The organism is Stratiformator vulcanicus (genome assembly GCF_007744515.1).
Classification (GTDB): Bacteria; Planctomycetota; Planctomycetia; order Planctomycetales; family Planctomycetaceae; genus Stratiformator; species Stratiformator vulcanicus.
In genome coordinates this window covers 1,634,506-1,659,129 of the sequence record NZ_CP036268.1, presented here as the reverse complement: position 1 = coordinate 1,659,129, position 24,624 = coordinate 1,634,506, and the positions used below count along the sequence as shown (strand labels likewise).

At 59.0% G+C, this 24,624-nt stretch carries 15 protein-coding genes; 4 read left to right on the top strand and 11 right to left on the bottom strand.

The window, feature by feature from the left end; all coding sequences use genetic code 11:
- Positions 1-230: 230 nt before the first annotated feature.
- Both Pan189_RS06355 and Pan189_RS06350 read left to right on the top strand, forming a co-directional pair.
- Positions 231-1,424 (top strand): ribonuclease D, encoded by a 1,194-nt coding sequence (locus tag Pan189_RS06355; RefSeq protein WP_145363111.1) that lies wholly within the window; start codon positions 231-233, stop codon positions 1,422-1,424.
- Between the two features lie 28 nt (positions 1,425-1,452).
- Positions 1,453-2,967, top strand: a complete 1,515-nt coding sequence (locus Pan189_RS06350; RefSeq protein WP_145363110.1) for a carboxypeptidase M32 — start codon at positions 1,453-1,455, stop codon at positions 2,965-2,967.
- 96 nt (positions 2,968-3,063) lie between these two features.
- Here Pan189_RS06350 and Pan189_RS06345 read toward each other — a convergent pair whose 3' ends face one another.
- The 9 genes from Pan189_RS06345 to Pan189_RS06305 all read right to left on the bottom strand — a co-directional run bounded on the left by Pan189_RS06345 (position 3,064) and on the right by Pan189_RS06305 (position 19,544).
- Complete coding sequence (locus Pan189_RS06345; RefSeq protein WP_145363109.1) at positions 3,064-5,307, bottom strand: biotin/lipoyl-binding protein; 2,244 nt, start codon at positions 5,305-5,307, stop codon at positions 3,064-3,066.
- A complete protein-coding gene (locus Pan189_RS06340) occupies positions 5,304-6,215 on the bottom strand; it encodes an efflux RND transporter periplasmic adaptor subunit (RefSeq protein ID WP_310821171.1) in 912 nt (303 codons plus the stop codon). The genes Pan189_RS06345 and Pan189_RS06340 overlap by 4 nt, the downstream gene beginning before the upstream one ends.
- A 10-nt stretch (positions 6,216-6,225) precedes the next feature.
- Positions 6,226-8,253 (bottom strand): efflux RND transporter periplasmic adaptor subunit, encoded by a 2,028-nt coding sequence (locus Pan189_RS06335; protein WP_145363107.1) that lies wholly within the window; start codon positions 8,251-8,253, stop codon positions 6,226-6,228.
- A 76-nt stretch (positions 8,254-8,329) separates the two neighbouring features.
- Entirely contained in the window at positions 8,330-10,234 is a 1,905-nt protein-coding gene (locus tag Pan189_RS06330) for a preprotein translocase subunit SecA (RefSeq protein ID WP_145363106.1), read from the bottom strand.
- Positions 10,235-10,549: 315 nt separating this feature from the next.
- On the bottom strand, positions 10,550-13,069 hold the full coding sequence (locus Pan189_RS06325; RefSeq protein WP_310821170.1) for a peroxidase family protein: 2,520 nt from the start codon (positions 13,067-13,069) through the stop codon (positions 10,550-10,552).
- Between the two features lie 349 nt (positions 13,070-13,418).
- Positions 13,419-14,138 (bottom strand): RluA family pseudouridine synthase, encoded by a 720-nt coding sequence (locus Pan189_RS06320; protein ID WP_145363104.1) that lies wholly within the window; start codon positions 14,136-14,138, stop codon positions 13,419-13,421.
- A 48-nt stretch (positions 14,139-14,186) separates the two neighbouring features.
- Complete coding sequence (locus Pan189_RS06315) at positions 14,187-15,992, bottom strand: arylsulfatase (RefSeq protein WP_145363103.1); 1,806 nt, start codon at positions 15,990-15,992, stop codon at positions 14,187-14,189.
- Positions 15,993-16,131: 139 nt separating this feature from the next.
- On the bottom strand, positions 16,132-16,800 hold the full coding sequence (trhA, locus tag Pan189_RS06310; protein ID WP_145363102.1) for a PAQR family membrane homeostasis protein TrhA: 669 nt from the start codon (positions 16,798-16,800) through the stop codon (positions 16,132-16,134).
- A 263-nt stretch (positions 16,801-17,063) separates the two neighbouring features.
- Positions 17,064-19,544 carry a serine/threonine-protein kinase gene (locus tag Pan189_RS06305; RefSeq protein ID WP_145363101.1) on the bottom strand — a complete coding sequence of 827 codons (2,481 nt, stop codon included), beginning with the start codon at positions 19,542-19,544 and terminating at the stop codon, positions 17,064-17,066.
- Positions 19,545-20,285: 741 nt separating this feature from the next.
- Here Pan189_RS06305 and Pan189_RS06300 point away from each other — a divergent pair.
- On the top strand, positions 20,286-21,383 hold the full coding sequence (locus Pan189_RS06300; protein WP_145363100.1) for a DUF1559 domain-containing protein: 1,098 nt from the start codon (positions 20,286-20,288) through the stop codon (positions 21,381-21,383).
- Positions 21,384-21,459: 76 nt separating this feature from the next.
- Positions 21,460-22,368 carry a DUF1559 domain-containing protein gene (locus Pan189_RS06295; RefSeq protein ID WP_145363099.1) on the top strand — a complete coding sequence of 303 codons (909 nt, stop codon included), beginning with the start codon at positions 21,460-21,462 and terminating at the stop codon, positions 22,366-22,368.
- A 612-nt stretch (positions 22,369-22,980) separates the two neighbouring features.
- Here the strand turns inward: Pan189_RS06295 and fmt are convergent.
- Entirely contained in the window at positions 22,981-23,925 is a 945-nt protein-coding gene (gene fmt / locus Pan189_RS06290; protein WP_145363098.1) for a methionyl-tRNA formyltransferase, read from the bottom strand.
- A 98-nt stretch (positions 23,926-24,023) separates the two neighbouring features.
- Positions 24,024-24,620, bottom strand: coding sequence for a peptide deformylase (gene def / locus Pan189_RS06285; RefSeq protein WP_310821168.1), 597 nt, complete (start codon positions 24,618-24,620; stop codon positions 24,024-24,026).
- Positions 24,621-24,624 lie beyond the last annotated feature (4 nt).

Below are 24,624 nucleotides of genomic sequence, written 5' to 3'. Positions count from 1 at the left end.
GACTGTCGACGGAGTCGATTCTGCAGAACGTTCCGTGAATATCGATTCGGACGACCGGGCGTCTTGTGCCCTGCTGATTCGATACGGTCGGTCGAATTTAGCACGCAACACGACGGCTGCGTCGACTGCGTCAAGCTTGCGGGCCGGTCCTTCACGTGCGACGATCCGCACCGTCCGTCTGTACCGTCTTCCGGTTTCACCCGAATCAACCAACTGCCCCTTCGCCCTTCATGCCGTCACGACTGATTGTCGAACAGTCCGCCTTCGACGCACTTTGTGAAGAATTTCGGGCGGCCGGTATCGTCGCGTTCGATACCGAGTTCGTCTCCGAATACACGTACCGCCCCGAACTGTGCCTGATGCAGTTCGCGACCGAGAACGGCGTGTACGGTGTCGATCCGTTCGAAGTTGCCGACCTCAGCGAATGGTGGGCGATCATGGCGGACGAATCGATCGGGATCATCGTGCATGGAGGTCAGGCGGAGATCCGCTTTTGCATCGACCTCGCCGGGATCACGCCGCAGAATGTGATCGACGTGCAAATTGCCGAGGGATTCCGCGGACGGAGCTATCCGCTCGGCTATGACGCGTTGGTCTCTCGCGTCTTGGGAACAAAGCCGGGAGGCAAACAAACCCGCACTGACTGGCGCCGTCGACCTCTGACGAAGGAGCAGGTCGACTACGCATTGGCCGATGCCTCGTATCTTCTTGACGTGTGGAAGAAACAACAGGCCGACTTAAAGAAACGGGGCCGGCTCGACTGGGTGCTGACCGAGTGCGAACAACTCATCAGGACGGTCGAAAAGGAAGCCTGCCGGAATCCCTGGGATCGGCTCTCCGGACTCCACCGGCTCAGCCCGCGAGAATTCGCCGTTGCGCGATCGGTCGCGCAGTGGCGTGAGGATGAAGCCCGCAATCGCGATCGCCCCCTGCGTCGCATTTTGCGGGACGATCTGGTGATCGATCTCGCCCGTCGTCATCCCACGACGACCAAACAACTGGAAGCCACGCGAGACTTCCATCGCACCGAGGCCAATCGAACACCAGAAGACTTAATCAGCGCGATTTCACGCGGCCTCGACACGCCGCAGAAAGAACTCGTTCCCCCCCCGGCCGCGCAGACGCCCGACAAATCTCCCGACGAGCACATGCTGGGACAATTATTGGGAATCGCGCTGACGAGTTTGTGTGCCGAAGTCGGAATCGCCCGGCAACTCGTCGGCACCGCGGCCGACTTAAGGCACCTCGTCCGCTGGCACCTCTACGAGGAACGCGACCCACCCAAGCCTGATCTCTCGGTGGGGTGGCGGGCCGAAGTCTGCGGCGACCTGTTGACCGATTTACTCGACGGTAAAATCTCACTTCGCGTGGCCGACCCCGATAGCGATCACCCCCTGGTATTCGATCGTATCGACGACGATTAGGCCGACGTACTGCTAAGGATTTTGATTCATGGATGTCCGATCCGCCTATCAGGAATTGACCGCTCGCTCAAAGAAGGCGGCTCTGCTGCGCTCCACGGCTTCCGTCCTGGGATGGGAAGAGCAGACCTATATGCCGCCGAACGGAGCCGAGCTGCGTTCGAAGCAGCTCAGCTTATTGGCGGGCCTGGTCCACGAGCGCACGACCGATCCAAAGATCGGCGAGCTACTAGCGGAGTGCGAAGCGGGCGACGAATTTGCCGAAGGGTCGCTGGAAGCGGACAACCTTCGGGAATGGCGTCGGGATTACGATCGGTCGACCAAACTTCCGCAACGACTGGTCGAAGAAATCACCGAGACGGCGACACTGGCGCAGAACGCGTGGGTCCGCGCCCGCAAGGAACACGACTTTCACGCTTTCTTGCCGTGGCTTGAGAAGACGGTGACGCTCAAGCGGGAGGAGGCTGACGCCGTCAGCGATGGAAAGGGCCTTAAATACGATGCGCTCCTCGACGACTACGAGACGGGCATCACGACCGACCTCGTCGCCGCTTCATTTGCCGAATTGCGGGACGCGATCATCCCGCTCGTGCAGGCGATCACCGAATCTCCGAAGCAGGCCGATACGTCGATCCTCAAACGCGATTTTCCCGCTGCCGTTCAAAAAGAATTCTCCGAACAGGCGGCCGCGGACATCGGGTTCGACTTTGACAGCGGTCGGGTCGATGTCGCGGCGCATCCGTTCTGCTCTTCGTTCGGTCCGGGCGATACCCGATTGACCACCCGGTACGATGAAAACTTCTTTTCGATGGCCTTCTTCGGCACGATGCACGAAGCGGGCCACGGCATCTATGAGCAGAATCTTCCCGCCGAGCACTTCGGAACACCGGCCGGAGAGTCGGTTTCGCTCGGCATCCATGAATCGCAGTCGCTCACGTGGGAGACCTTTGTCGGACGGAGTCGGCCCTTCTGGGATCATTATTTCAAGCCCGCTCAAACAGCCTTCCCGTCGGTCCTGTCGGATGTTTCCCTCGACGACTTTTTCCGCGCGATCAACGACGTCCGGCCGAGCTACATCCGAGTCGAAGCTGACGAAGTGACCTACTCGCTGCATATCCTCCTGCGGTTTGAGTTGGAGCAATCGCTGATATCTGGAGACCTGGCCCCCGCCGATGTCGAAGCCGCGTGGAATGAGAAGTTCGAAGCCTACTTCGGATTCCCCGTCGACCACGCCGCGAATGGATGCCTGCAGGACATTCACTGGAGCGGAGGGCTGCTCGGCTACTTCCCGACGTATGCACTCGGCAAAATGTACGCCGCGCAATTGTTCGCCCAAGCCCGACATGATTTGGGCGACCTCGACGGCTTGATCGCGCGGGGCGAATTCGTCCCAGTGCGGGAATGGCTCACGGCAAACATTCACACCCATGGTCGCCGACTGACGCCGCGGCAATTGATCGAACGCGTCACCGGCAGCCCTCCGTCGCCGGCACCGCTCATTGGATATCTTCGACGAAAATTCGGTGACATCTACGAGATCAATTGATCCTGATCTCGTCCGGTTCGGACGCAAGATTCGATGGTCAACGACCTCCTCATCTCTTGGTGACGGGCCCTCGGGATTTATCGGGCGCGCATTGGATCAAATCATCGAGAAGACCCGTCGGAATGCGCGCCACGCCCAGCGAGCGACCGGCCGTTGCGATCGGGTGAAGAGGGCCTGCCCGCGGGTGCCGGGAACGATCGAAGCGTCCGCATCGTCGAGTCGAACACGTCCCACATAGACCGGCTCGGCGAGGCGTTCGCGTCCCTGCTCATCGACTTCGGTCGCCAAAACGCCGCCGTACTTCGTCGCGAGAGCCGGCTCGATATAGACCTGCCCTTCGGCTCCGACCGACTCAACCCGGCCGTTGTAAAGCCGATCGGGTATCGATTCGAATCGCAATGTGACCTCCTCGCCGAGATGCACGTCTTCCAGCTCGGCCTGATCGAAGTGCAGCAGCACCTGCGTGCCGTCGGACGGGGCGATGCTGACCAGATGCGTCGCCGACTCCAAAAACGCACCCGCGTTATTGCGATCGGTGGGACGGCCACTCCAGGTCACCGGCTGACCTTCTTGCTGCGCCGCCGGAGTCGGCTCCTTTCGAACCGGCCCCGCGATAACGGTGCCCGAGACCGGGGCCCTGATCGTCAGCAGAGCGATCATCGCTTTCAGTTGCGTTTGCTGCTCAGTCAGGGCGGCAAAATGGTCTCGCGAGAGTGCCTTTTCGACGACGTCGCCGGTGTATTGGGCGACTCGTATCTGCGCTTTTTGCACCGCAATGTCGGCTTCAACTTGGTCGAGCCGATCCTGCAACTCCGTGTTCTCCAACTCGGCGATCACCGCTCCCTGCTCGACCGAATCTCCGGGTCTGGCATGAACGGCGAGCAGCCGACCACCGACGACGGTTCTCACGTGCCGCACGTCGTAAGGTTCGGCCACGATCGGGGCTTCGGCGTACCAGGGAATCGGCACGAACACGGCCGCCAGTCCGAGCCCCGTCAGCACGACCGCCGAACCGATCAGCCGAGACCACTTCATTTCCGTCAGGCCTCGATTCTTCCACATTTTCCACCCCTGCATAATCGGCTTGGCGAGAAACGAAAACACCACAAAACACATCAGTAGCGTGACCAAGTCATCGAGACGCTGCGGTAACAACCACTGCCGCAGCATGATCAAAATCCCGAAGGCCAGCACAAACCGATACGCCAGCGCGAGCACGGCATATGTGAGCAACCAGCCTTTACCGTTCTCGTCTTCATGGGTCGGCTCGCGATTCTCGATCCCGAGGCACAACCACAGGGTCGATTTCCGCAACCGCTCATTGGCCCGCGATCCTAAGTTCGGAATTCCGAGAAAGTCGCTGAGGATGTAGTAGCCGTCGAGCCGCATGAGCGGATTGGCGTTGAAGATCACTGTCGAAACGGCGGTCGTCAGAAACAGATTTAGCGCTAGGAAATGCAACGTCCCGCTGTCGGTCGACCACCATACGAGAAGGCCAATGCCGCTGAGGATTAATTCCACATACATTCCCGCCGCGGCAATCATCATGCGCTTCGCCCGGCTGGGCAGCATCCACGAATCGCTGACATCGCAGTAAAGCGTCGGGCTGAAAATTAAGAGCATCACGCCCATCTCATGACACTCGGCTCCGAAACGTCGGCACGTCAGCCCGTGCCCCATCTCGTGCAGAAATTTCGTGATGGCGATCGTCGCCCAAAGGTAGAGCAGATTCCGGGGCCCGAAAAATTGACCGAACGTCGGCAGTTGGCGCCGGACGTCGTCGAAGTTCACCAGAGCAAAGCCCCACGACCCCACGACAAACAGCACGCACAACGTCACCACGACCGGATGAAACAACCATCCGCAAAATGGAAGCAGGCTTCGAAGCATACGGTCCGGATACCATCCCGGCAGACGCAAAAACAGAACGCTCAACAGCGATCCGAACAGCTTCTGTCGCTTTTGCTCATCTGATTTGCGGCGTTGCGCGGGGGCCAGCCCGGAACGGTCGCTGCGAAGCAATCCCTTCTCGTGCAAATCGGCAACGGCCTGTTGGACCTCCTTAGGCGTCAAATAGACATTCGGATGCGCAAGCATCACGTTGCGGCGAACATCTTCGAGCGTAGAGCGACCGTCGAGCGATCGGAGCAGCGTGACCTGATCGGGACGCAGGCGAAAGTACTTCAGGCCCACCGGGTCTTTCACTACGACAAAGGAATCGGCATATCCGACCACTTCGCGGTATTGCAGATCGGTCCGACAGCGCAGCGGAAACGCCTCCGAACTCGACTCACCGGAGTTCGGAGGCAATAAGGTCGGGCCGCCGCGCAATTGGCTCACGAACCGTCCTCCGTGCTGGCCGGTTCCTCATTAAGAATCGTCATAACGGCCAACACTCCGGCCGGAATGCGGTTGTCGGGATTGTCGACCCGGGCCCACACCCGCACTTTCGGGTCGACCGGCTGGACCTGCGTGTCGACGAAGACGATTTCGCCCTCGAGCACAGGATGCCTCAGAATCTCGGCGAGCAGCGGGTCCTCAACCCGAACCTCGACGCGCTGCCCCGGATTGATCCGGGGCAACAGGTGGACGTCGACAGCTCCCTCAACCTTCACTTTGCGAGTCGAGATCAGTTCGAGAATCGGCGAACCATCCTGCACGGCTTCGCCTTCGGATTTCATCACGTGGGTGACAAACCCGCCAAACGGTGCCCTCACATGCATCAACTTGAGCCGTGCTGCGGCTTCGTCCTCGCTCAGCTTCGCCATCGCTTGCTCGTGCTGGGCCTGCTCAATTTCGAGCCGGGCTCGTTCGGCATCCAATTTCAAGCGACGCACTTCAATGTCGGGGAACGTTCCGGGCGTCCGGCGGTTCCCCTCGAGCACCTTTTCGTACTCGACCTGAGAAAGCTCCGCCGCCTTGACCGCATAGCGATAAGAGACGTCGTTATCCGCTTGTTTCGCCGCGGCCGCCAATGCCGCCTTTGCCTCGTCGTCAAATAAGCGGACGAGTAATTCGCGAACGTCGACGCGATCGCCTTCGCTCACCTTCACCTCGGCAATCACACCCGGTTGGCCGGATGCGAGGACTGCGCGTTCATCCGGCCGCACGCTGCACTCCGGAATCGTGATCGGCTCGCTCGCGCTCGCGACGACCGCGAATTGAACGAGAGCGAAGACGCACAAAATTGTTTTCACGGTCGCTGCCTCAGTAGGAATATCAGACGACAAGTCTTCGGCGAAAATCATGACGGACATTTCAGAACCAAAGGTAGCGACGAACGAATTCGATCACGTCGCCGAAGATCACATACCCCAAGGAGCGGTCGCCGCAGTCGATGCGTGCCCTGACGTCGGCTCCGATTCGCAGCGGCGGTTGCCGCTCTCCGAGCGATGCGTGCGCGTCGACTTTCGACATTCCCTCGTCACTCGGAACGGTGCGATTGCTAAGTCGTTCGAGGGACGCCGGGTAAGTCTGCTCGGGCGTCGTCAAAATCAGGTACTCGATCGGCAACGCCTCTTCGCGATTTTGGATCGAACGCTTCACGTGGCCGAGGCGATGCTCATCAACTTCCAGTTCGATCCGCCACGGCCCGGTCTCGTCCATCACCTCCATCAGCACTTCTCCGCGGGTGACGGGGCGGCCGATCAGATTTTCCTTCACCCGAAAGGTCGCCACCGTCCCGGTCAGCGGGGAATAAATCTTCAATCGTTCGTAACGCTGAGAAAGGACATCCGCCTTTCGCTTCAGCCCCGTCAACTCCGCCCGCAGCCCGGCAATCTGTCCCTGCAAATCAATCGCTTCCTCGCGTTGTCCTCCACGAAAAGCGATTTCGTAGCGTGAGGTCAATGCCCGGCGGTGCTGCTCCTTCTCTCCGATTTCACTTCGAATACCGATCAACTCGGCTTCTAACTCCTCATTGCGGAGCGTCGCCAGCAACTGCCCCTGCTTCACATGATCGCCGCCCGAAATATGTACGTCGGTGACGTCGCCGTCGATCGCGGCGAAGACACGCCGGCGGACCTCGGGCATTAATTCGCCGTCGACGGTGACCCGATAGGGCGCGGGGACGAAACAGCAGGCCGCCGTCCCGACGACCAGCAGAACCGCGACGGCCATCGCCTGAACACGATATCGCGTCTTGATTGCTTCGATCGCCTTGCCGCACATCCGCTGTACCGGGCGGAGCGGAATCCGGTCGGCAGCGCGAACGTTGGTGACCGTCACCTCAGTCAGGGGAATAATCTGATCCGCCTTCGTCCGACGGTCGGCGGGTGGTTCGACGTCACGCAACCACTCGATGATCAGGCAACCGATCACACGGGGCGGACGCCGTTGCGGACTTTCAATCGCCTTGTCATCGCCCGCTTTCGGTCGCTCCGGCTCATGAAGCGGGACGGCCAAGAGCGCACGTGTCCCGCTGACCTGCACGACTTTCGCGAGCGGCTTCTCGATCGACGGCGCGTGTTCGAAGTGAAAACCGTCATGTTCGACGATTCCGTCAAACCGCATGACCTCTTTGCCGAGCGTGGCCAACGCGCGGACGACTTCGGACCGACGATGAACCGTTTCCTGTCCGGTCACGGCCTCCACCTTCGCGCGCCTGCCGCGTTTCAAAATGACGGCGACACGATCGGCACTCAATAGCAACGCGGCCTCATTCGCGATAGCTCGGCACACGCCGTTCGTATCGAACTGCCGCTGCAGCCGAAACGCGTAGGTCTCCTGTGGCAGCGAGTTCGAATCGGATGTCTCGGACGATTGCAGCGGCACTTTCGAACCGAGATGGCCGCAGAGCAGATTCGCCGCCCACTCCGCGGCTTCGAGCCGCGCCGCAATGACGTCACGCGGCGTGTCGTCCGAGAAGGCGACTTCGATCGAGCCGATCATCTCGTCATCAACGCGAAGCGGTACGACGATCGTGGGCTGAAAAAGACTGTCGTCGCCCGAAGTTGCCGCCGATTGAGCGAACGATTGTGCCTCCTCGCCGTCGCCCGGAAAATAGAGTTGCGGCGTTCGTTCGCGAATCGCCATCGCCGTCATCTTCTGTCGCAACGCGGGGGCAGCCGAAACGACCTCGGCCGACGACTTCGTTTCGATCGCGAGCCTGATTTGCCGCCCGATCAACTGCCAGGCCGTCGCCGACCGACCGTCGACCGCTTCGAGAAGACGACTCAGGAACTCTCGCAGCAATTCGTTCGGCTCGAGCGACGAGCTGACAATCTGCTCCAGTTCCCGCAGACGCTGCGTGTCGACCGGCCCGTGTTTTTCGATTTGTTTCGCCATCAACGTGTTTCGCTAATTTCCTGAATGCCGTTCGACCGCACTTGTCGCTTGGCGAAAAGGCTCGTCGGTTTCTTGTCTACAAGTCGCACCACTCGAGATTCGGATCGATTCCCATGCGTTCGCAGGCGGCCAGTGATTTGGTTTCCGACTTCAGAAGCATCGCCCGCTGTTTGCGATCCCGGCGTTCGATCCGCGCCTGCGTTCGAAGGAACAACTTCTCCCACCGATCGGCCCGCAATTCTCCATGGGCGTCCGGGCGGGCCATCCGTTTGAGCTGCGCGATGCGGGCCGAGCCGAGTCGATGCAGCAGCTCATCGTCGAGCGAGAGCACAAACCGAAACGTGCCCGGGTCACCCTGCCGCCCCGCCCGTCCGACCAACTGACGATCGACACGTCCGGACGCGTGTCGCTCGGTGGCGATCACGTGCAACCCGCCCGCGGATTTCACCGAATCTTCAAGGCGGATATCGGTCCCGCGACCCGCCATATTTGTCGCCACCGTAACCCGGCTCGCCTGTCCCGCTGCAGCAACGATTTCGGCCTCGACATCGTCTCGGCGGGCATGCAGCAGGCTGAAGACGATGCCCGCTTCCGACAGCGCCGCCGCAACAAGTTCGGACGCCTCGACCGAAGGCGTTCCGATAAGCACGGGCCGGCCCGATTCGATCATCGTTTGTGTTTCATCGGCGATCGCCCGGCACTTCGCAGCGGCATCGATGAACACGCGGGTCGGTCGTGCGACCCTTCGGCTGGGTCGATGCGTGGGAATCGAACAGGTCCGCAGACGATAGGTCTTTTGAAACTCCAGCTTGGCCGACATCGCCGTTCCGGTCATCCCCGCAAGATGCCGATACCGGCGGAAATAACTCTGTATCGTGACGCGAGCCGACGTGGTCGAATCGGCTGAAATGACCAACTTTTCTTTCGCCTCAACGGCTTGGTGAAGTCCCTCCTGCCATCGGCTTCCGACTCGCCGCCGACCCGTCGAAAGATCAATAATTTCGACTTCGCCCTGCTCGTTCACGATATAGTCGCGATCACGCACAAAGACGTGGCGGGCCACCAGCGCGGTCTCGACGGCGGAGAACAATTGCTCGACGGGAAAGAGCCTCGCCGACGCCGATCGCGCGGTTAATGTCACGCGTCGACAACCGGCATCGGTTAGTTCAACGGAACGCTTTTTGGCCTCGATGACGAAATCTCGCTGCGGTTCTAAGTTCCGGCAGGTGCTGTCGGCCCAATGCCTCAGCGTCTCTTCGGTCCGATTGTCATCCGGCGGCCCGGCAATGACGAGCGGAGTTCGTGCTTCGTCCAGCAATACGCTGTCGGCCTCGTCGACAAGAGCGAAATAATGCTCTCGCTGCACGGGCAGTTCGTTAACCCCGATCGGGGCGATCGCGTCACCGCTTTGAGGGCCACGCTTGAGGCAATCGCGCAGGAAGTCGAATCCCATCTCTTTTCCTGTGCCGTATGTGACATCGCAGTGGTAGGCCGTTCGGCGATCGTCGTCCGACATGTCTTCGCGGACGCATCCCACGCTCAGGCCCAACATCCGGAAGACCGGCCCCATCTCGTCGGCATCCCGCTCGGCCAGATAATCGTTTGCGGTGGCCACATGGCATCCACGTCCGAACGAGCCATGAAAGGCGGCGGGAAGTAACGCTGTGATCGTTTTCCCCTCGCCGGTTTGCATTTCGACGAGCCGACCCGAGGACATCTGCCAGCCGCCTCGAATCTGTACGCCGTAAGGCTCGAAACCGAACACCCGGCGAATAGCGGATGCCACCACCGCGAATGTTTCGATTCGCAGCGAGGAGGAACCGGGGCGCTCTCTCAATTGCCATCGCACGGAACGAGCGAGGTCACCCAGTTCCGTGTCGGAGCAATCGGCCAACTCGCGTGACCGCCGCAATACAATCGTCCCGACAGCTCTTGCAGAGAGCGGCAGCAGGCGAGCGATTGGTTGATAGACGGCTGTCATCGATGCTGATCAACAAGACAATGGATGCGAAGGCGAAACTGCAGGAGACCGCAAAAATTCGCTCGAGGTGACGGTTGGGAGACAGGACGCTCGACGGACGAATCGAATCGAACGAGGAACCCGCATACTGCTATTTGGTACACAACCCGTCAAGTATCTTCTTTGGTCATATTCGCACATTTTGAATCACGCAGTTTCAGTACTGCATCGTCGCTTGGTGACAACCGAGCGACGACCCCTCACAGAGATCGCCGCCGGCTGTTCGACTAACAAGACGAGGCCGTGTGCTGCGAGTCTCGAAACCCGCAGGCATGATCAAGCGCGACCGCGACCTGTCCGTCGGCGACCTTGCTCCGACTTGGCATCAGAGCGATGTTGCTTCGCACTCTCTCCCGATTGCAACTCCTGTCGCTTTGCAACTTGGGGAGGTGCATCGTTCCGACTGCGATTGTGTTTCTTGCTATCCGAATCGGACTTGCCGGAACCGGGCTCGCCCGAACGCGGGGCCGGTGGCTTCTTGGCAACTCGGCGACGATCAGTCCGCCCGTCGATTGTGTCATGACCAGGGCCGCCGAATGCGATATCAAAACCGAGTCCGGTTAGGATAAAGTCCGCGCCGCGCCCGCCGAATACGAGGTCATGTCCTTCGCCCGCATCAATGAAGTCATCACCAGCTCCGCCGAAAATCCTGTCCGATCCCGCGCCGCCGCGCAGGTCGTCATTGCCCCCATTGCCGAACAGGAGATCGCGGCCGTTCCCACCGGAGAGCAAATCCCATCCCTCCCCGCCGAAGAGCCGGTCATCTCCGTTACCGCCGAACATCCGTATTTTGGCAGCCGATTCTCGACGGACCGACATGACGTCATCCCCTCCTCGAGCTCGCAGGTCCAGATTTTCAACGTGAAACGCCTGCACTTCCGACCCATTAAGCACAACGGAATGGCCGTCGACGACAAAAGTGTCGGCGTGTCGCGTCCCCGTGACGATCAGCCGATCGCGTTGGCCATGGCTCCCATAGAACAGAATGCCGCCTTCGAGTCCTGCGGCAGCGGCGCCCGCCCTGACCGTCACTCGCTCATTATTCGCGGCGGTCCCCACAATCACGACCTGCTTCAAATCTTGGATGGCCGCAACCGCCAACACCGATCCCGAAACGCGGTCGGAGATAACCAGGTCCTGACCGCTCTTCGCAATTTCTACCTGAGTCGTTCCAAAATCAGCCAACTCCAATCGAAGGACGGCACGATCGAAGAACACGTTCTCCTGCAGACCGTCGATGTCGGTGTTGCGTTCAATCACATCAGCGAGGGTCGTGTTGTCGATCTCAAACAGTTCGGCGCCGGAGTAGAGGTTTTGATACCAGAAGCGATCACCATCGCGAATGCGTTCGAACTGGTCGGCAATAATCGTCTGGAACAACTCTCCGACGCTTGAGCCGGGAACGTGATCCTCGGCCAAACCGCCTACCCAGACGTCGATGTTATCGACGCTGCCGTAAAGCGATTCGAGCTTCGCCGCCAAAATTGGATCGGAAGTGATTTCCGAGAACGAACTAACCGGTTCAAGGCCGTAGTCGACCCGGGCCTGGTTATAGTCTGCCAAGCCGTGATCGCGCCCGCGCTGAATGTTTAAGGATGCCAGATCAAAGCCCCCTGCTCCCGGAGGTCCAAACAGGAAGTTCCGGACATCATCAATAATTTGAGTATCGAGTTCCTGCGCATTTTGTAAGGACGCGCCCCGAAGCAATAAATCAATTCCTTCATCTGTGACCGCGGATGGATTAAAGAAGGCATCTCGCAGTGCGATGTTCCCATCAGCTGCGGTTGAGCCGTCGGCATTAACCCTTAAGAGCGTTGGCGACAGCAAACTATGACCGAGTCGGTAAGCCGCCGTCGAAAAGACGTTCGCGATACCGGGATTGACCGAGTCATCGTAACCTTGGTATTCGGCGAGCGCGCCATCACCCAGTAACGCGGGAAGAAACTCGTTGTAGGTAATCGCCTGCAGTTGAGCGGTCACGCGAGCCCGCGCCAGTTGGTAAATCTCTTCATCGTTCAGGCTCGAATCTCCGGCTGCGAGTTCATCGGCAATGCGGTTGTGCTCTCGCACCCAGACCGTGTGCATTGCGGTAAGAGCGGCGTTTTCATTCGCCCGCACGTCACCGGCAAGAAACAGCGAGTCGCTCGGCCCGCCGGCATTCGGAAGCCCCGCTTCATTGAATGGCAGAAGATCGCCGCTGCTGGTCTTTAATTTTCCGCCATTGAACGTTCGCAGTTCACTCGCTCTGACATCGTCGGACCCGTAGATCACCGAGCCGTCGAGGAACGCAGTGATTTGATTTAACTGCTGCCGCGTCCCGTCGGCATCTTCCTCGTAGATGGAGCGGTCCAGAGGAATCTGCTGCGTCCCAGTCCCATTCGGATCAAACAGCGGATCGCCCTGCGGTACGTCGATGTTAAACTCTTCTGCCGGAGACGCCCCTTCGGTCAGGTCGATATCGTGATCAATGAACTGCCCCCAAATCCAAACGTAGTCCGTCAGGTAGCGATCATTCGTCGCATCGCTTTCCTGATCGCCGACCGTGTTACTAATCACTCGGGCACTGGGGCGATCATCACCGGCGGGCGACGACGTTCCGTCGGTATATTCCGCCTCGGTGTTTCTTAACAGCTCCGTTTCGGTACTGCCCCAGTCGGGGTTGTTGAGGTTGTTGCCGATCCCATTAATCGTGGGAATGTCGGCAGAAAGAACGACCCGCTGTTCGAGCGGCTCAACCTTAATTTCAGGACGGCGGCGACGACGCGCAGACCGCGAGCGCAGATTCCATTGAAGCATGGTTAAACCCTCTAAAGATTGGCGATGGCCGCAGCGCGGCGACGAAGACGGAGGCCAGCCATACGCCGAAGGCGCGGCGGCCATGGCAGCAGATTCAATTTGCGAGTGATTTGTCGGCTGATCTCTACCCCTCTTTCGGCAGGGATCAAGAAAAAGCCATAAGAAGAAAAACGCCAAGACGCCGTCGGATCAACTGCGTTTCGCAGAGAATCTCGCCGTTCGTGAATTAACGAAGTCGTCAAAAGCGGCTTTTAATCGCCTAGCATACAAGCCCGAGGCGCAAGCCGTCGGGAAAAGCGCTGGTTGATTGGCCATCGGCTGGCGCCTCTGGCTGGTATTGAAATCGTTTCTAGGCAATCGGCAGCGGCCAGTACGCTGGAAGAGGCGCCTCGACGGTCACGGTGTCATATCTCACCGGATGCCGAAATTGGATCGCGTTGGCATGAAGCGCGATCGGCCGATCGCGGGGGTCGTCGGAAACAGGCCCGATCAGATCGCGCGTCGAACCGTATTGAACGTCGCCAATAACGGCGTGCCCGCGGGCAGCGCACTGGACGCGGATTTGATGCATCCGCCCTGTTTCGAGGTTGATATCGAGCAGGCTCATCCCATCGTCAACTTTGACCACGCGATAGGAGAGCCGAGCCTCTTTCGCCTTTGCGGTGCCCGCCGGGACGACATCGACGTGAGCCGTCCCCTCTCGCTTGAGCAACCAGTCGACCCATTGCCCTTCGCCGGGCTCAACGGCCCCCTCGACGCACACCTGATAAGACTTAATGACCCGACGCTGCTCGAACTCTTCCGACAACCGAGCCGCCCCTTTGGAATTGGTCGCGAACAAAATGACCCCGGAAACCGGCCGATCGAGCCGGTGCGGAATCCCTAGGTAAACATTGCCCGGCTTATCGTGAATTCGTTTGAGATACGCTTTCACATCAGAGACGAGGCTCGCAATTCCTAGCGGCGCTTCCGTCAACAAACCGCCGGGCTTATTGGCGGCCAGAACTGGGCGGTCAACGCAGATGAGTTCAATTTCGATTTCAGGCACCGATATGGACGAGTTTTGCACTAAAGGATCAGCTTTCTAAACTCGACAAAACCCGGGATAGCCAAATTCTTAGTCCTGCTTAACGAGCGTCACACGTCGAACGTCGACCGCTTCGGTCCCCGGTATTTTGATAGCACTTAAAACAAGTTTGGCTTGCCCGGAGGGTAAATTTAGTGTGCCGAGATTCACCCGCTCAAAGTCTTTGACATACGATTCCTGCCGTTTCACACGGTCGTGCTCCGCCCCGCGCAGCGGCGGATCAAATGCTTCGGCAATCTGACCGATGACCGCTGAGGAACCGGCGGCGAGTTTCAATACGGCCCCGACGTCGTCCGGACGACACGTGTAATCGAGTAGTGCCTGATAGTCTCCTTTTTCAGCAACTTCGATGTCCCAGGAAATCGATGCTTCATCCGAAACCCAGTTTTCGAAGAAGGAACAATTCGGGTGGTGGCAGCTCCGCTTTACCTTCCCGTGAGGCATTCCATCTCGGGCCGGCAATCGTGTGCTCTTCGAATAGCCGACTGAAAACGGTCGATCGGTATTAGTGTCCGAGAATCCGACCTCCTGCTTCCATTTCTCGACCTCTGATTTTAATTGCCGCGCAATTCCTTGTGAGCCGGTCGAGATATCGTGACTTTGTCCGGGGTCGTTGATCATGTCGAACAGTCGGCCTTCGTTATCAAGCCGATACTTCTGCGTCCGAATGCTGACACGCTTCCCCCATGCCGAAACCAAGGAACGGTCGGGCCAAGTCGAATTTTCTTCCAGCAACAGCGGTTTTAAGCTTCGGCCATCGATTTGGTGATCGGTATTCATCGAGAGTTCGCACAGATCAGCAAGCGTTGGCAGTAGATCGATCGCCCCAGCAATGCGATCGACCTTTAAACCGCTGTCGATATGGCCCGGCCAGCGAATGAAGAACGGAACTCGGACGCCCCCTTCATCGACGGAGCCTTTGCGGCCCTTCATGCCTCCATTCCAACGATAGCTGTTCGGGCCGTTGTCGCTGAAGTAGATGACGATCGTCTCGTCGGCGATTCCGAGTTCGTCCAGTTTGCTGAGCATGCGACCGACGTTGAAGTCGATGTTCTCGCACATTGCCAGCGCGGCTCGGGTCATCGGTAACGACTCGCGTGACTTATTAAGGTGACGCATCTCGATCTCGGCACCATCGAATTTTTCGTACCACTGATCGGGCACCTGCATCGGCGAGTGCGGAGTGCAATAAGGGAGATAGCAAAGGAAGGGCTCTCCCTTGCTGCGCTGAACAAATTCGATCGCCTTGGTCGTCAGGTCGTCCGTGATGTATCCCTCGCCAGCAACGAGTTCGCCGTTTCGTTCCAACTGCGGGTCGAAATAACTTCCCCAGTGACCGGAGCAGAAACCGTAGTACTCGCTGAATCCGCGATCATTCGGGTGATACGGGGACTGCAGCCCGTTGTGCCATTTTCCGAAAGCACCGGTCGCGTATCCGGCCTGCTGGAAATACTGCGCGATCGTCTTCTCATCGAGGTCGAGCCGCTCTCCGCCCCGCGACGTCGAATAAACGCCGCCGCGCTGGGCGTAGCGGCCGGTCAGGAACTCGGCGCGGGTTGGCGAGCAGACCGGACAGACGTAGAAGCGCTCGAAGGTCGCGCCGTCACGGGCGAGCGAGTCGATGTTCGGAGTGTTCAGATTGCGATTGCCGCTCACGCTCAGATCGCCCCACCCCTGATCGTCGGCGAGGAAAATGACGACGTTGGGACGCTCGGCCGCGACTAAGATTGTGGCCGGTGCGAGCAGAGCGCACAGGAAGCCGAGAAGCTTGACCGGGAACAACGCAGAGCACACGCTCGGAGCATTTCGAGCGCGGCAGCAAATTTCGTTCGGCATCGCGAGGCCTGACGTGAGGGCGACGTTGATTGCGATCCGTTGGCAGACGGACTCCGCACCCCAAGATCACGATCTCTGCAACCACGTGCAACCGTCGATGCGCGAAACACGTCACGCCCTGGCCCCAAGGCAGTCCTGTTCACGCCGCGGTAAACAGCAACAGGAAGAAGTAGTGGCACATGCCTCCGCCGATCGTGCAAAGGTGCCACACGGCGTGCATGGCGGGATGGCGGTGATCATTCATCAGAAAGAACGTTCCGCCCGTGTAGAGGACGCCGCCGGCGATGACGAGCGAGAAGCCGGGGATGCCGCCGGTCGACATGATTTCCGGCAGGGTCACCAGCGGAACCCAACCGATCATCAGACAATATCCGACCTCCGCAGCCGTCAGCGGTTTGCCACGCCTGACGATCCGCATAATCATCCCGCCGATGCAGAGAACCCACATCGCTATCAGCGCCGCGATCCCCGCGGTGTGAGGCGCGTGGACGATCGCGAATGGCGTGTAAGACCCGGCGATCAAGCTGAAAATGAAGACCTGGTCGATCACCCGCCACATGTCTTTAACGGCAGGGCGATCGTCGAAACTGTGCGACAGCGTTGAGGCCAGGTAGGTGCCGCACAGCGTGATCGAGTACACGAGGCAACCGATGGCGGTTGCCGCGTCACTATGGACGACCGCGGAACTGACAAGGGCAATGGCCGCCGGAATCGTCAGGGCGAAGCCGAAGGCATGGGTAATCTGATTCAATCGCTCGGGTCGGACAAACAGGGAGCCCGATTCGTACACCGAAATTGATTGACTCATCGCAGATTCCGTCCGTCCGAAGCTATTGTGGCAACGCTGACTATATCGGCACGCCGACGACGAATTGATTGCCCAATCGGCCAAGTTTGCCCGACCGGGTCTCCGGTCATTCCTGCTATTCGGTCGCGCGCCGAGGGAATCGGCGAATTAGCACATTTACCAATGCGTCAGAAACCCGAATTCCGACGCAGGCACCCAACCGACTCGGTCAGAAGAGCGTTCATTGACGGAGGGACTCGCGAGTCGCGGACTTAAGTCGGCAATTACCGCAAGAATTGCAAGCGGATCGCGGCATCAGGATTGCGGCTATCGAGTCCCAGCACGATTTCGAAGATCGAGCGATCGCCGTCCTGCTGAGGCGTTGGGGCCTGTTCAACCGGCAGACTGCTCGTCGCCCTCGTGAGAGTCGGCAGGAAGGACTGACGGGCCGGCACGTAAGTCAGTTGGCGGTCGCCGCCGTCGTCCCCGATCGTCGCCTGACGCGACCAACGTAACCGATCTTCAAATCGTGTCGCCGCCGCTCGCCCGAGATCGGCCTCGATCACGACAAAGCCGAAGTACTCGCCGCTTTCGCCAGTGAATACGGGTGACAAAATCGAATAGCCCAGTTGATCTGGCCCCGTCTCCGAGCCGCCCAAACTGCCTCTCATCGCGTAGGTCTGCCCCGGCCTCAGCTTGGCGACCACTCGGGGAACAGCCTCAGACGCCAGACGGGTCAAACATCCGGGCGGCACATCGCTGATGACGCCGCCACTACCGGTCCCCCGTTCGACGCGAAGGACTTCGCACAGGTCGGCATCGTGCCGGATGAGCGCGATCGATCGATAGAAACCATTATCATCAAACAGCTTGCGAAAGGTCGACGAGACGGATCGGCCGAAGGCATCCCTCTGTTCGGGGTCGGGTGATCGTTCTTCGCGGCTATCGGAAGCAGCTTTGTCCGCGAGAGCGGTCACCGGAGGCAAGCCGGCGACGAACCGCGTATCGCGGGTCCATCGATCGATGTCGGCTCGCAAACCGATAGCGACTTCCCGACCTTCGCCATGAACGCGTTCGACAACCGCGCGGGTTTCAATAATGCGATCGCGGTACATCCCCATCGAGAGACAGATGATCGCAATGAACGCGACCGTCAGCACGCCCATCAAAGATTGGGACGAGCGGCGGTTCGCCGTCGACCAGCGTCGCAGTTTTTGAAACGGAGCATCGCTGATGGCGGAGACCGCCTCACCGGCCATCCACCGTTGAACGTCTTCGGCGAGCGCGACCGCCGACGGATAACGCATGAACCGTTTCTTCGCCATCGCCTTGCGGCAAATCGCGTCGAGTTCGCGCGGGAGGGACGGATTGAAGTCGCGCGGCGAGGGGGTGGGATCGCGCACGATCGCCGTCAGCAGTTCGCTGATCGTCAATCGGCTGCGGCTCCCGCGGATCGTTGTTTCGTGCGGGGCCACGCCCGTCAATATCGTGTAGAGAATCGCCCCGAGGCCGTAGACGTCGGTCCGTTCGTCAATGTCTTCGTGCCTGCCGGCCGCCTGTTCGGGGGCCATGTAGGAGGGCGTCCCTACGACTTGAGCCGCCAAAGAGGTTCCGGAATCGTGAATATCGGCCGGCTCGATCTCGCCGGCCCCGTCATACACGCCGGTCTCATCATTGATTTTCGCCAATCCCCAATCGAGCAATACGACCTGACCGAATGAATCGAGCGCGACGTTGTCCGGTTTCAAATCGCGATGAATGACTTTTCGGGAATGGGCATGTGCGATCGCTTGGCAGACCGACACAAAGGCGGTCAGCAGGTTGTGAATCGACATCCGATTCTGGTCGCCCGACTCGAGCCGTTCGTGGTACTCGTTGATCGCGTCCTGCAATGTCTGCTTGCCGAGGAATCGCATCACGTAGAACACACGGCGGGTCTCTTCGTCCCAACCGAACTGATAGATCGGGACGATGCCGGGGTGTTCGAGTCGGCCGGTGATTTCCGCTTCTCGGCGAAAACGGGCTAGGGCCGTGACGTCGTGTTGGCCGGACGAATTGATTTCTTTGATGGCAACGTATCGCTGCAGGTTCTGATCGCGGGCCAGCCAGACGGTCCCGAGACCACCCTGCCCCAGCTTACGAATCAGGGAGTATCGAGCGAACAGAACCCGTGGGACGTCTTCCAGAAGCCATGTTCCGGTCGCGGCGATCCCGAGCAATTTCGTGAGCCGGCCGCGCGGGTCGATCATCGAGAGTTTGATGCGGCACGATTCGCCCGAGGACATACCCCATTGGTCGTCCGGCAGGGTCGCGAGCACCTGTTGCAACCGCTGCTGAGCGAGTGCGTCGACTTCATCTCGCCGTTCCTCCGCGATCAAGCCTTTCCGGGCGACGAATTCGGCCAGCGTTTCGCTGCCGTGAATCGTCCATTCATCGATGACCCGCGTGAGTTCGTTCTCCGCTAAAGCCCCGGAGTGAATCGCCGCGAGGGCGAAGGCGAGGTCGCGCTCCTGCTTGCGGACGAAGACCGGATGCTCCGATTCGTCCGGCTGCGGCACGACAAATGTCGCATCGTAGGGCAGGTCCTGAGAGTCAGCCGGAGAAGCGGAAGCGTGGTCGAACCGTGCATCGGACAGCGTCGTCTCGTTCGGCCCGCCCGATATTTCGGCACCGTCATCGAGACCGGTCGGCGATTCGCCCCGGCTGATGGCATCGAGAATCGCTTCGGTATCGGGTCGATGAAGATCGTTGTGTTCTGTGGGCATGTGTTGTTCCCGCGAAAGGTGGCGGGAGGGAGTCCGCCGATCCTGTCACGGAAAACATAGGTCACGTTTGCCGACGTTGCCCGAATGCAACATCCGGGAAACATTCGGCAAACGCGACGCTCGACCTTCACCGTCACAACCGACAAAGCCCGCGCGATCGGAGCTGGAACGCGGCGACCGATGCTGAGTGGCACGGACAACGTCCGTACGGCGCAGCCGCCAGAGTGCTCAGTGACCGGCCACATCCGGTATTGGATGCCGGACCGGATGAGTTGCTGTCGGGTGGCCGGGAACGGCGCTTTCGCCGCCCCCGGAACGAATTAGCTCGAACTTGCGACTGCTCGAGGGCGACGGGCGGCGAATCATCGACCGGTCTTGACCAGTTTTCACACCCCGATTGCGAACCGAGCAGCTCTTAGGAAAAATCAACAGATTTTGAAGTTTTGGCGTTGAAGTTGTGAAATACTCACGTTTCTACTTAGTCCGTCTTCAGCGAATGACGGCGGTTTCAGCCAATTCTCAAAATTTTCTCAAATTGAACAGGATTGACAACATATCAAACCTACGTCATGCTTTGAATTGTCGAATTGCGCCAATCTTTCATCTCTCAGTATAGCAATTCGAGTTTTACTTGGAGTCGGACGGATTCTGTGTCGCTCGCCCTGGAATTTTCATCACCAGGACAAACACCCGGCTCGACCACTTTTTCGGTTCCCTTTTTCTCGTACTGGAGTCCTCTCGATGAAGCGCAAAGGTTTTACACTCATTGAATTGTTGGTGGTGATCGCGATCATCGCCATCTTGATTGCGCTGCTGCTGCCGGCCGTGCAACAGGCCCGCGAAGCTGCCCGCCGCAGCCAGTGCAAAAACAATCTGAAGCAACTCGGCCTGGCGATCCACAACTACCACGATAATTATCAACAGTTCCCGGCCGCTGCATATTTGCAACTTGGCCAAGGCGCATGGGGTTGGGGCACGATGATCCTGCCCTACATGGATCAGGCACCACTTTACGATAACTTCAATGTCGGCACAGCAGGACCGAATAATACTGCCGGTAGCTTGACTGTGGTTTTGCCGACCTATCGCTGCCCGTCCGATCCGGGTCCCGATTTGAATGATTCGCGTAATTTGAACGGCGGAGCGTCGACGCTGTCGAACTACGTTGGAGCAAACAGCCACGCTGGCCTGCTCGACAACGCGATTCAAGCCCGTGCCGCCATTCCGGGTGGCACCCCGAATGCCGACAACAATAAGCTTAGCTTGATGTTCGATGACACGATCGTCACCGACGATGGTGCGGCTGCACCAACGGGCCTACCTATCGCCGGATTGACTCGCGGACATGGCATGTTTCCTTATGGGTTGTATGAGCAATTTGACGGTACCGACAGCGACGAAGAAAACTCGGTGAACTCGATCAGTGTGAGCACCATCACAGACGGTACGAGTAACACGATCGCGATTGGCGAGCGAGCTTATCAGTACGATGGTGCCAACGGCAAAGTTAATGCTTTTGCCGGAAACGCTTTCGGTCCCGGTGGGGTTGGGATTGTCGATTCAACGGCATCCGCAGCGGCAACGACTTCAGTCAGTAATCTCTCTGATGTAGCTGCCTGTGCCCTGCTAACCAACGGTGCTGGCCCGAATCTCAACGCCGACGTCGATGCAACGCAGAATTCTCTTGAGGCACAAATGGGCTTTAGCAGCCTGCATGTGGGCGGTGCCCAATTCGTTCTCGCGGACGGCGCTGTCAAGTTCATTAGCGAGAACATCAACACACTCACATTTTCTAACCTCGTAAACATCAAAGACGGCCAGGTCATCGGCGAATTCTAATCGTCGGACGCATCATTTGATGCGGGCCCTACACATATAAGTTACTCATCTCATTCCTTTTTTCGGAGAGTTCCTGATGAAACGCAAAGGTTTTACGCTGATTGAGCTGCTGGTCGTGATCGCGATTATCGCGATCCTGATCGCGCTGCTCCTCCCCGCCGTCCAGCAGGCCCGTGAAGCGGCCCGGCGAACCCAGTGCAAGAACAATCTCAAGCAGATCGGCCTTGCCCTGCACAACTATCACGATAACTACAAGATGTTCCCGGCCGGGGCTTACGCCACCGTGACCGGCACGAACGGGGCATGGGCCTGGGGCACGATGATCCTTCCGTTCATCGATCAGGCACCGCTGTACGACAACCTCAACGCTGGCACGGCTGATCCGTATGACCAAGCGAACTTGGTTTCCGAACCACTCGTGCTGACGGCGATGCGGTGTCCGTCCGACCCCGGTCCGACGCACAACTCGATCTATCCGATCAATGCAATCAATACCACGATGTCGAACTACGTTGGGGTGAATTCGCCGCTTAACGCTCCGGTCGTGGCAATCGCTAACTCGACTGCGCTGACAGGCGTGTTCGTGTGGGGTAACTTCCTCAGCAATACACACCAACGGAATTCGATCGCGATTCGCGACATCACCGACGGAACGAGCAACACACTCGCCGTGGGTGAACGGGCTTGGGAGTACGATGGTTCGGCCGGCAAGGTTAACTCAAATGCCGGTAACGTCTTCATGTGCGATACGACTACGGCAGCTGGTACCCCGGCTGAATTTGTCGCCGTGGTCGGTGCGACAGGCACCGGCATCAACGCGGATGTCACAGCCAATGCCGATGACGGCTTCAACAGCCTTCACGTCGGTGGTGCCCAGTTCGTACTCGCGGACGGAGCGGTTAAGTTCCTGAGCGAAAACATTGATGGCGTTACGCTGACGAATCTCGCCACGATCAACGACGGCAACGTCGTCGGCGAATTCTAAGCGGAATTGACGACGATCGCTTTCGATCGAAAGCCCACGGGTCCCGCCCGTGGGCTTTTTTCGTCTCGATGACAAGCCGCGCACGAAGTAAGCGGATCACTCTCACGTCGATGACAAGCCGCGCACGTAGTAAGCGGATCACTCACACGGCCCGCTTACATCGTGCAGGGCCAATTGAGCGTGCTTTATCCGCTTACTTCGTGCGCGGCTTGTTGCCCACATTGAGACCTCACGATCGCGACCGCAGGCACGAAGTGCCCCCTCTCCGCTCGGGAGAGGGTTGGGGTGAGGGGATGCGGCGGCGATTGATCCGCCAGCCGCGGCGCTGATGCTCTTTGGGCAAGGCTTAAGAGCTAACAACGATGACGTTTCGCGAGCGCCTCACCGCCCCCTCATCCGCCTTCGGCACCTTCTCCCCAGAGGAGAAGGCCCGCTGTTGCTGCCGCAGGCACAAAGGCACGAAGTGCCCTCATCCGCCTTCGGCACCTTCTCCCGAGTGGAGAAGGCCCGTCATCGTTGCCGCAGAATAGAATGATTTAACAAGCCGCGCACGTAGTAAGCGGATCACTCACACGGTCCGCTTACTTCGTGCGCGGCTTGTGATGATTTCAATCACAAAAACGTGGCCTGGCTCAGGCTTCGGCCGCGAGTAAATTCTGTTGCCGTCATTTCTCGCTTGCCGGCGGGCTTAAGCTTTTCGACACGGACCTCCGTTTCGCGACCGCAGGCGACGAATAGTTCGCCGTCGTCGCTGATTCGCATCGCACCGGGCAATGCCTCGTGTGTCGTGAAGTCGAGTGGCTCGACCGCCGTCATCACGATCCGCTCGGGTTCGCGATCGTCGATTCGCAAGAATGTAAACGGCCCCGGCCAAGGCTGCATCGCCCGGATGTGGCAATCGACCTCGGCCGCCGACTTCGACCAGTCAATCTGCCCCTGTTCTTTGCGAAGCGAGCGGGCGAACGTCACCTCCGCCTCATTTTGAGGTTCCGGCGTCAGCGTGCCCTGGGCGATGCCGTCAATGACCTCAAGTGTGAGTGGAGCAGCAAGGTCAGCCAGCCGATCGAACAGGTCGCCGGTCGTTTCGTGCGGACCGATCGGGGTGGTCACCTTCGCCAGCATGTCGCCGGCGTCGAGCTTCTTGACGACCTGAAAAATCGTGATGCCGGTCTGCGTTTCGCCAGACCAAATCGCGTAGTGAATCGGCGCGGCCCCTCGATATTTCGGCAGCAGTGAAGCATGAAGATTGATCGTCCCACGCGGCGGAAGGTCAAGAAACGGCTGCTTGAGCAACTGCCCGTAAGAGGCCGTGATAAACAACTCGGCCTTCAGTTCCCGAAGCTCATTCAGCGAGTCATCGTCGTTGACGTTCGCCGGCTGCAGCAAAGTAAGACCGGCCTCGTTGGCCGCTTCTTTGATCGGATTGACGTGCCGATGATGTCCTCGACCGGTCTTATCGGGCTGCGTGACGACCGCGACGACCTCATGCTCGCAGCGAATCAGCGCATGGAGAGTCGGCAATCCGAACGAGCCGCTGCCGAAGAAAATGATGCGCATGGAGCGGTGAGTGGTGAGAAGTTATTGGTGAGCGAAAGAGGATTTTTTCCGGTTCTCTGCGCTCATCGCCAAGTCGTATTCATCGGGCACAACACGCCCTACACCGTCGGGAGTGCGTGCTTACCGTCGGCCATCGCTTGGATCTCGGCGAGCAATTCCTCATCCGAGGGCAGTTCGCCGCTCGTTTGTGCTTCGCGAAACACGGTTTCCATCGCGGCGAGTTGTTCCGTGATCTCCGACCGATCGTCGTCGGTCATCCGGTCGGGAAAGATCACGCCGTCAATGTGATCGTATTCGTGCTGCACGACCCGGGCGTGAAGCTCCTCGAGGTCGAGCCGGAACGAGCGACCTTTCAAATCGAACGCTTCCACGGAGATCCGCTCAGCCCGGCGAACGTCGCCGTAAATGCTCGGCAGACTCAGGCAACCTTCTTCGGCCGCCTCGGAACCGTTCCGCTTGAGAATTTGCGGATTGATGAAAACGAACTCCTGGTCCCCCACATCCCGATCGCCGGTGGGGTTGATGATGAACAGCCGCAACGGCAATCCGACCTGATTGGCGGCCAAGCCGATGCCGTTGGCTTCATACATCAAGTCGAACATCCGCCGGACGATGGCACGCAGCCCGGCGTTGATCTCACGCACGGGGACCGATTCAAAACGTAGAGCGGGATGGGGAAAGCGGACAATTTGCATGGTG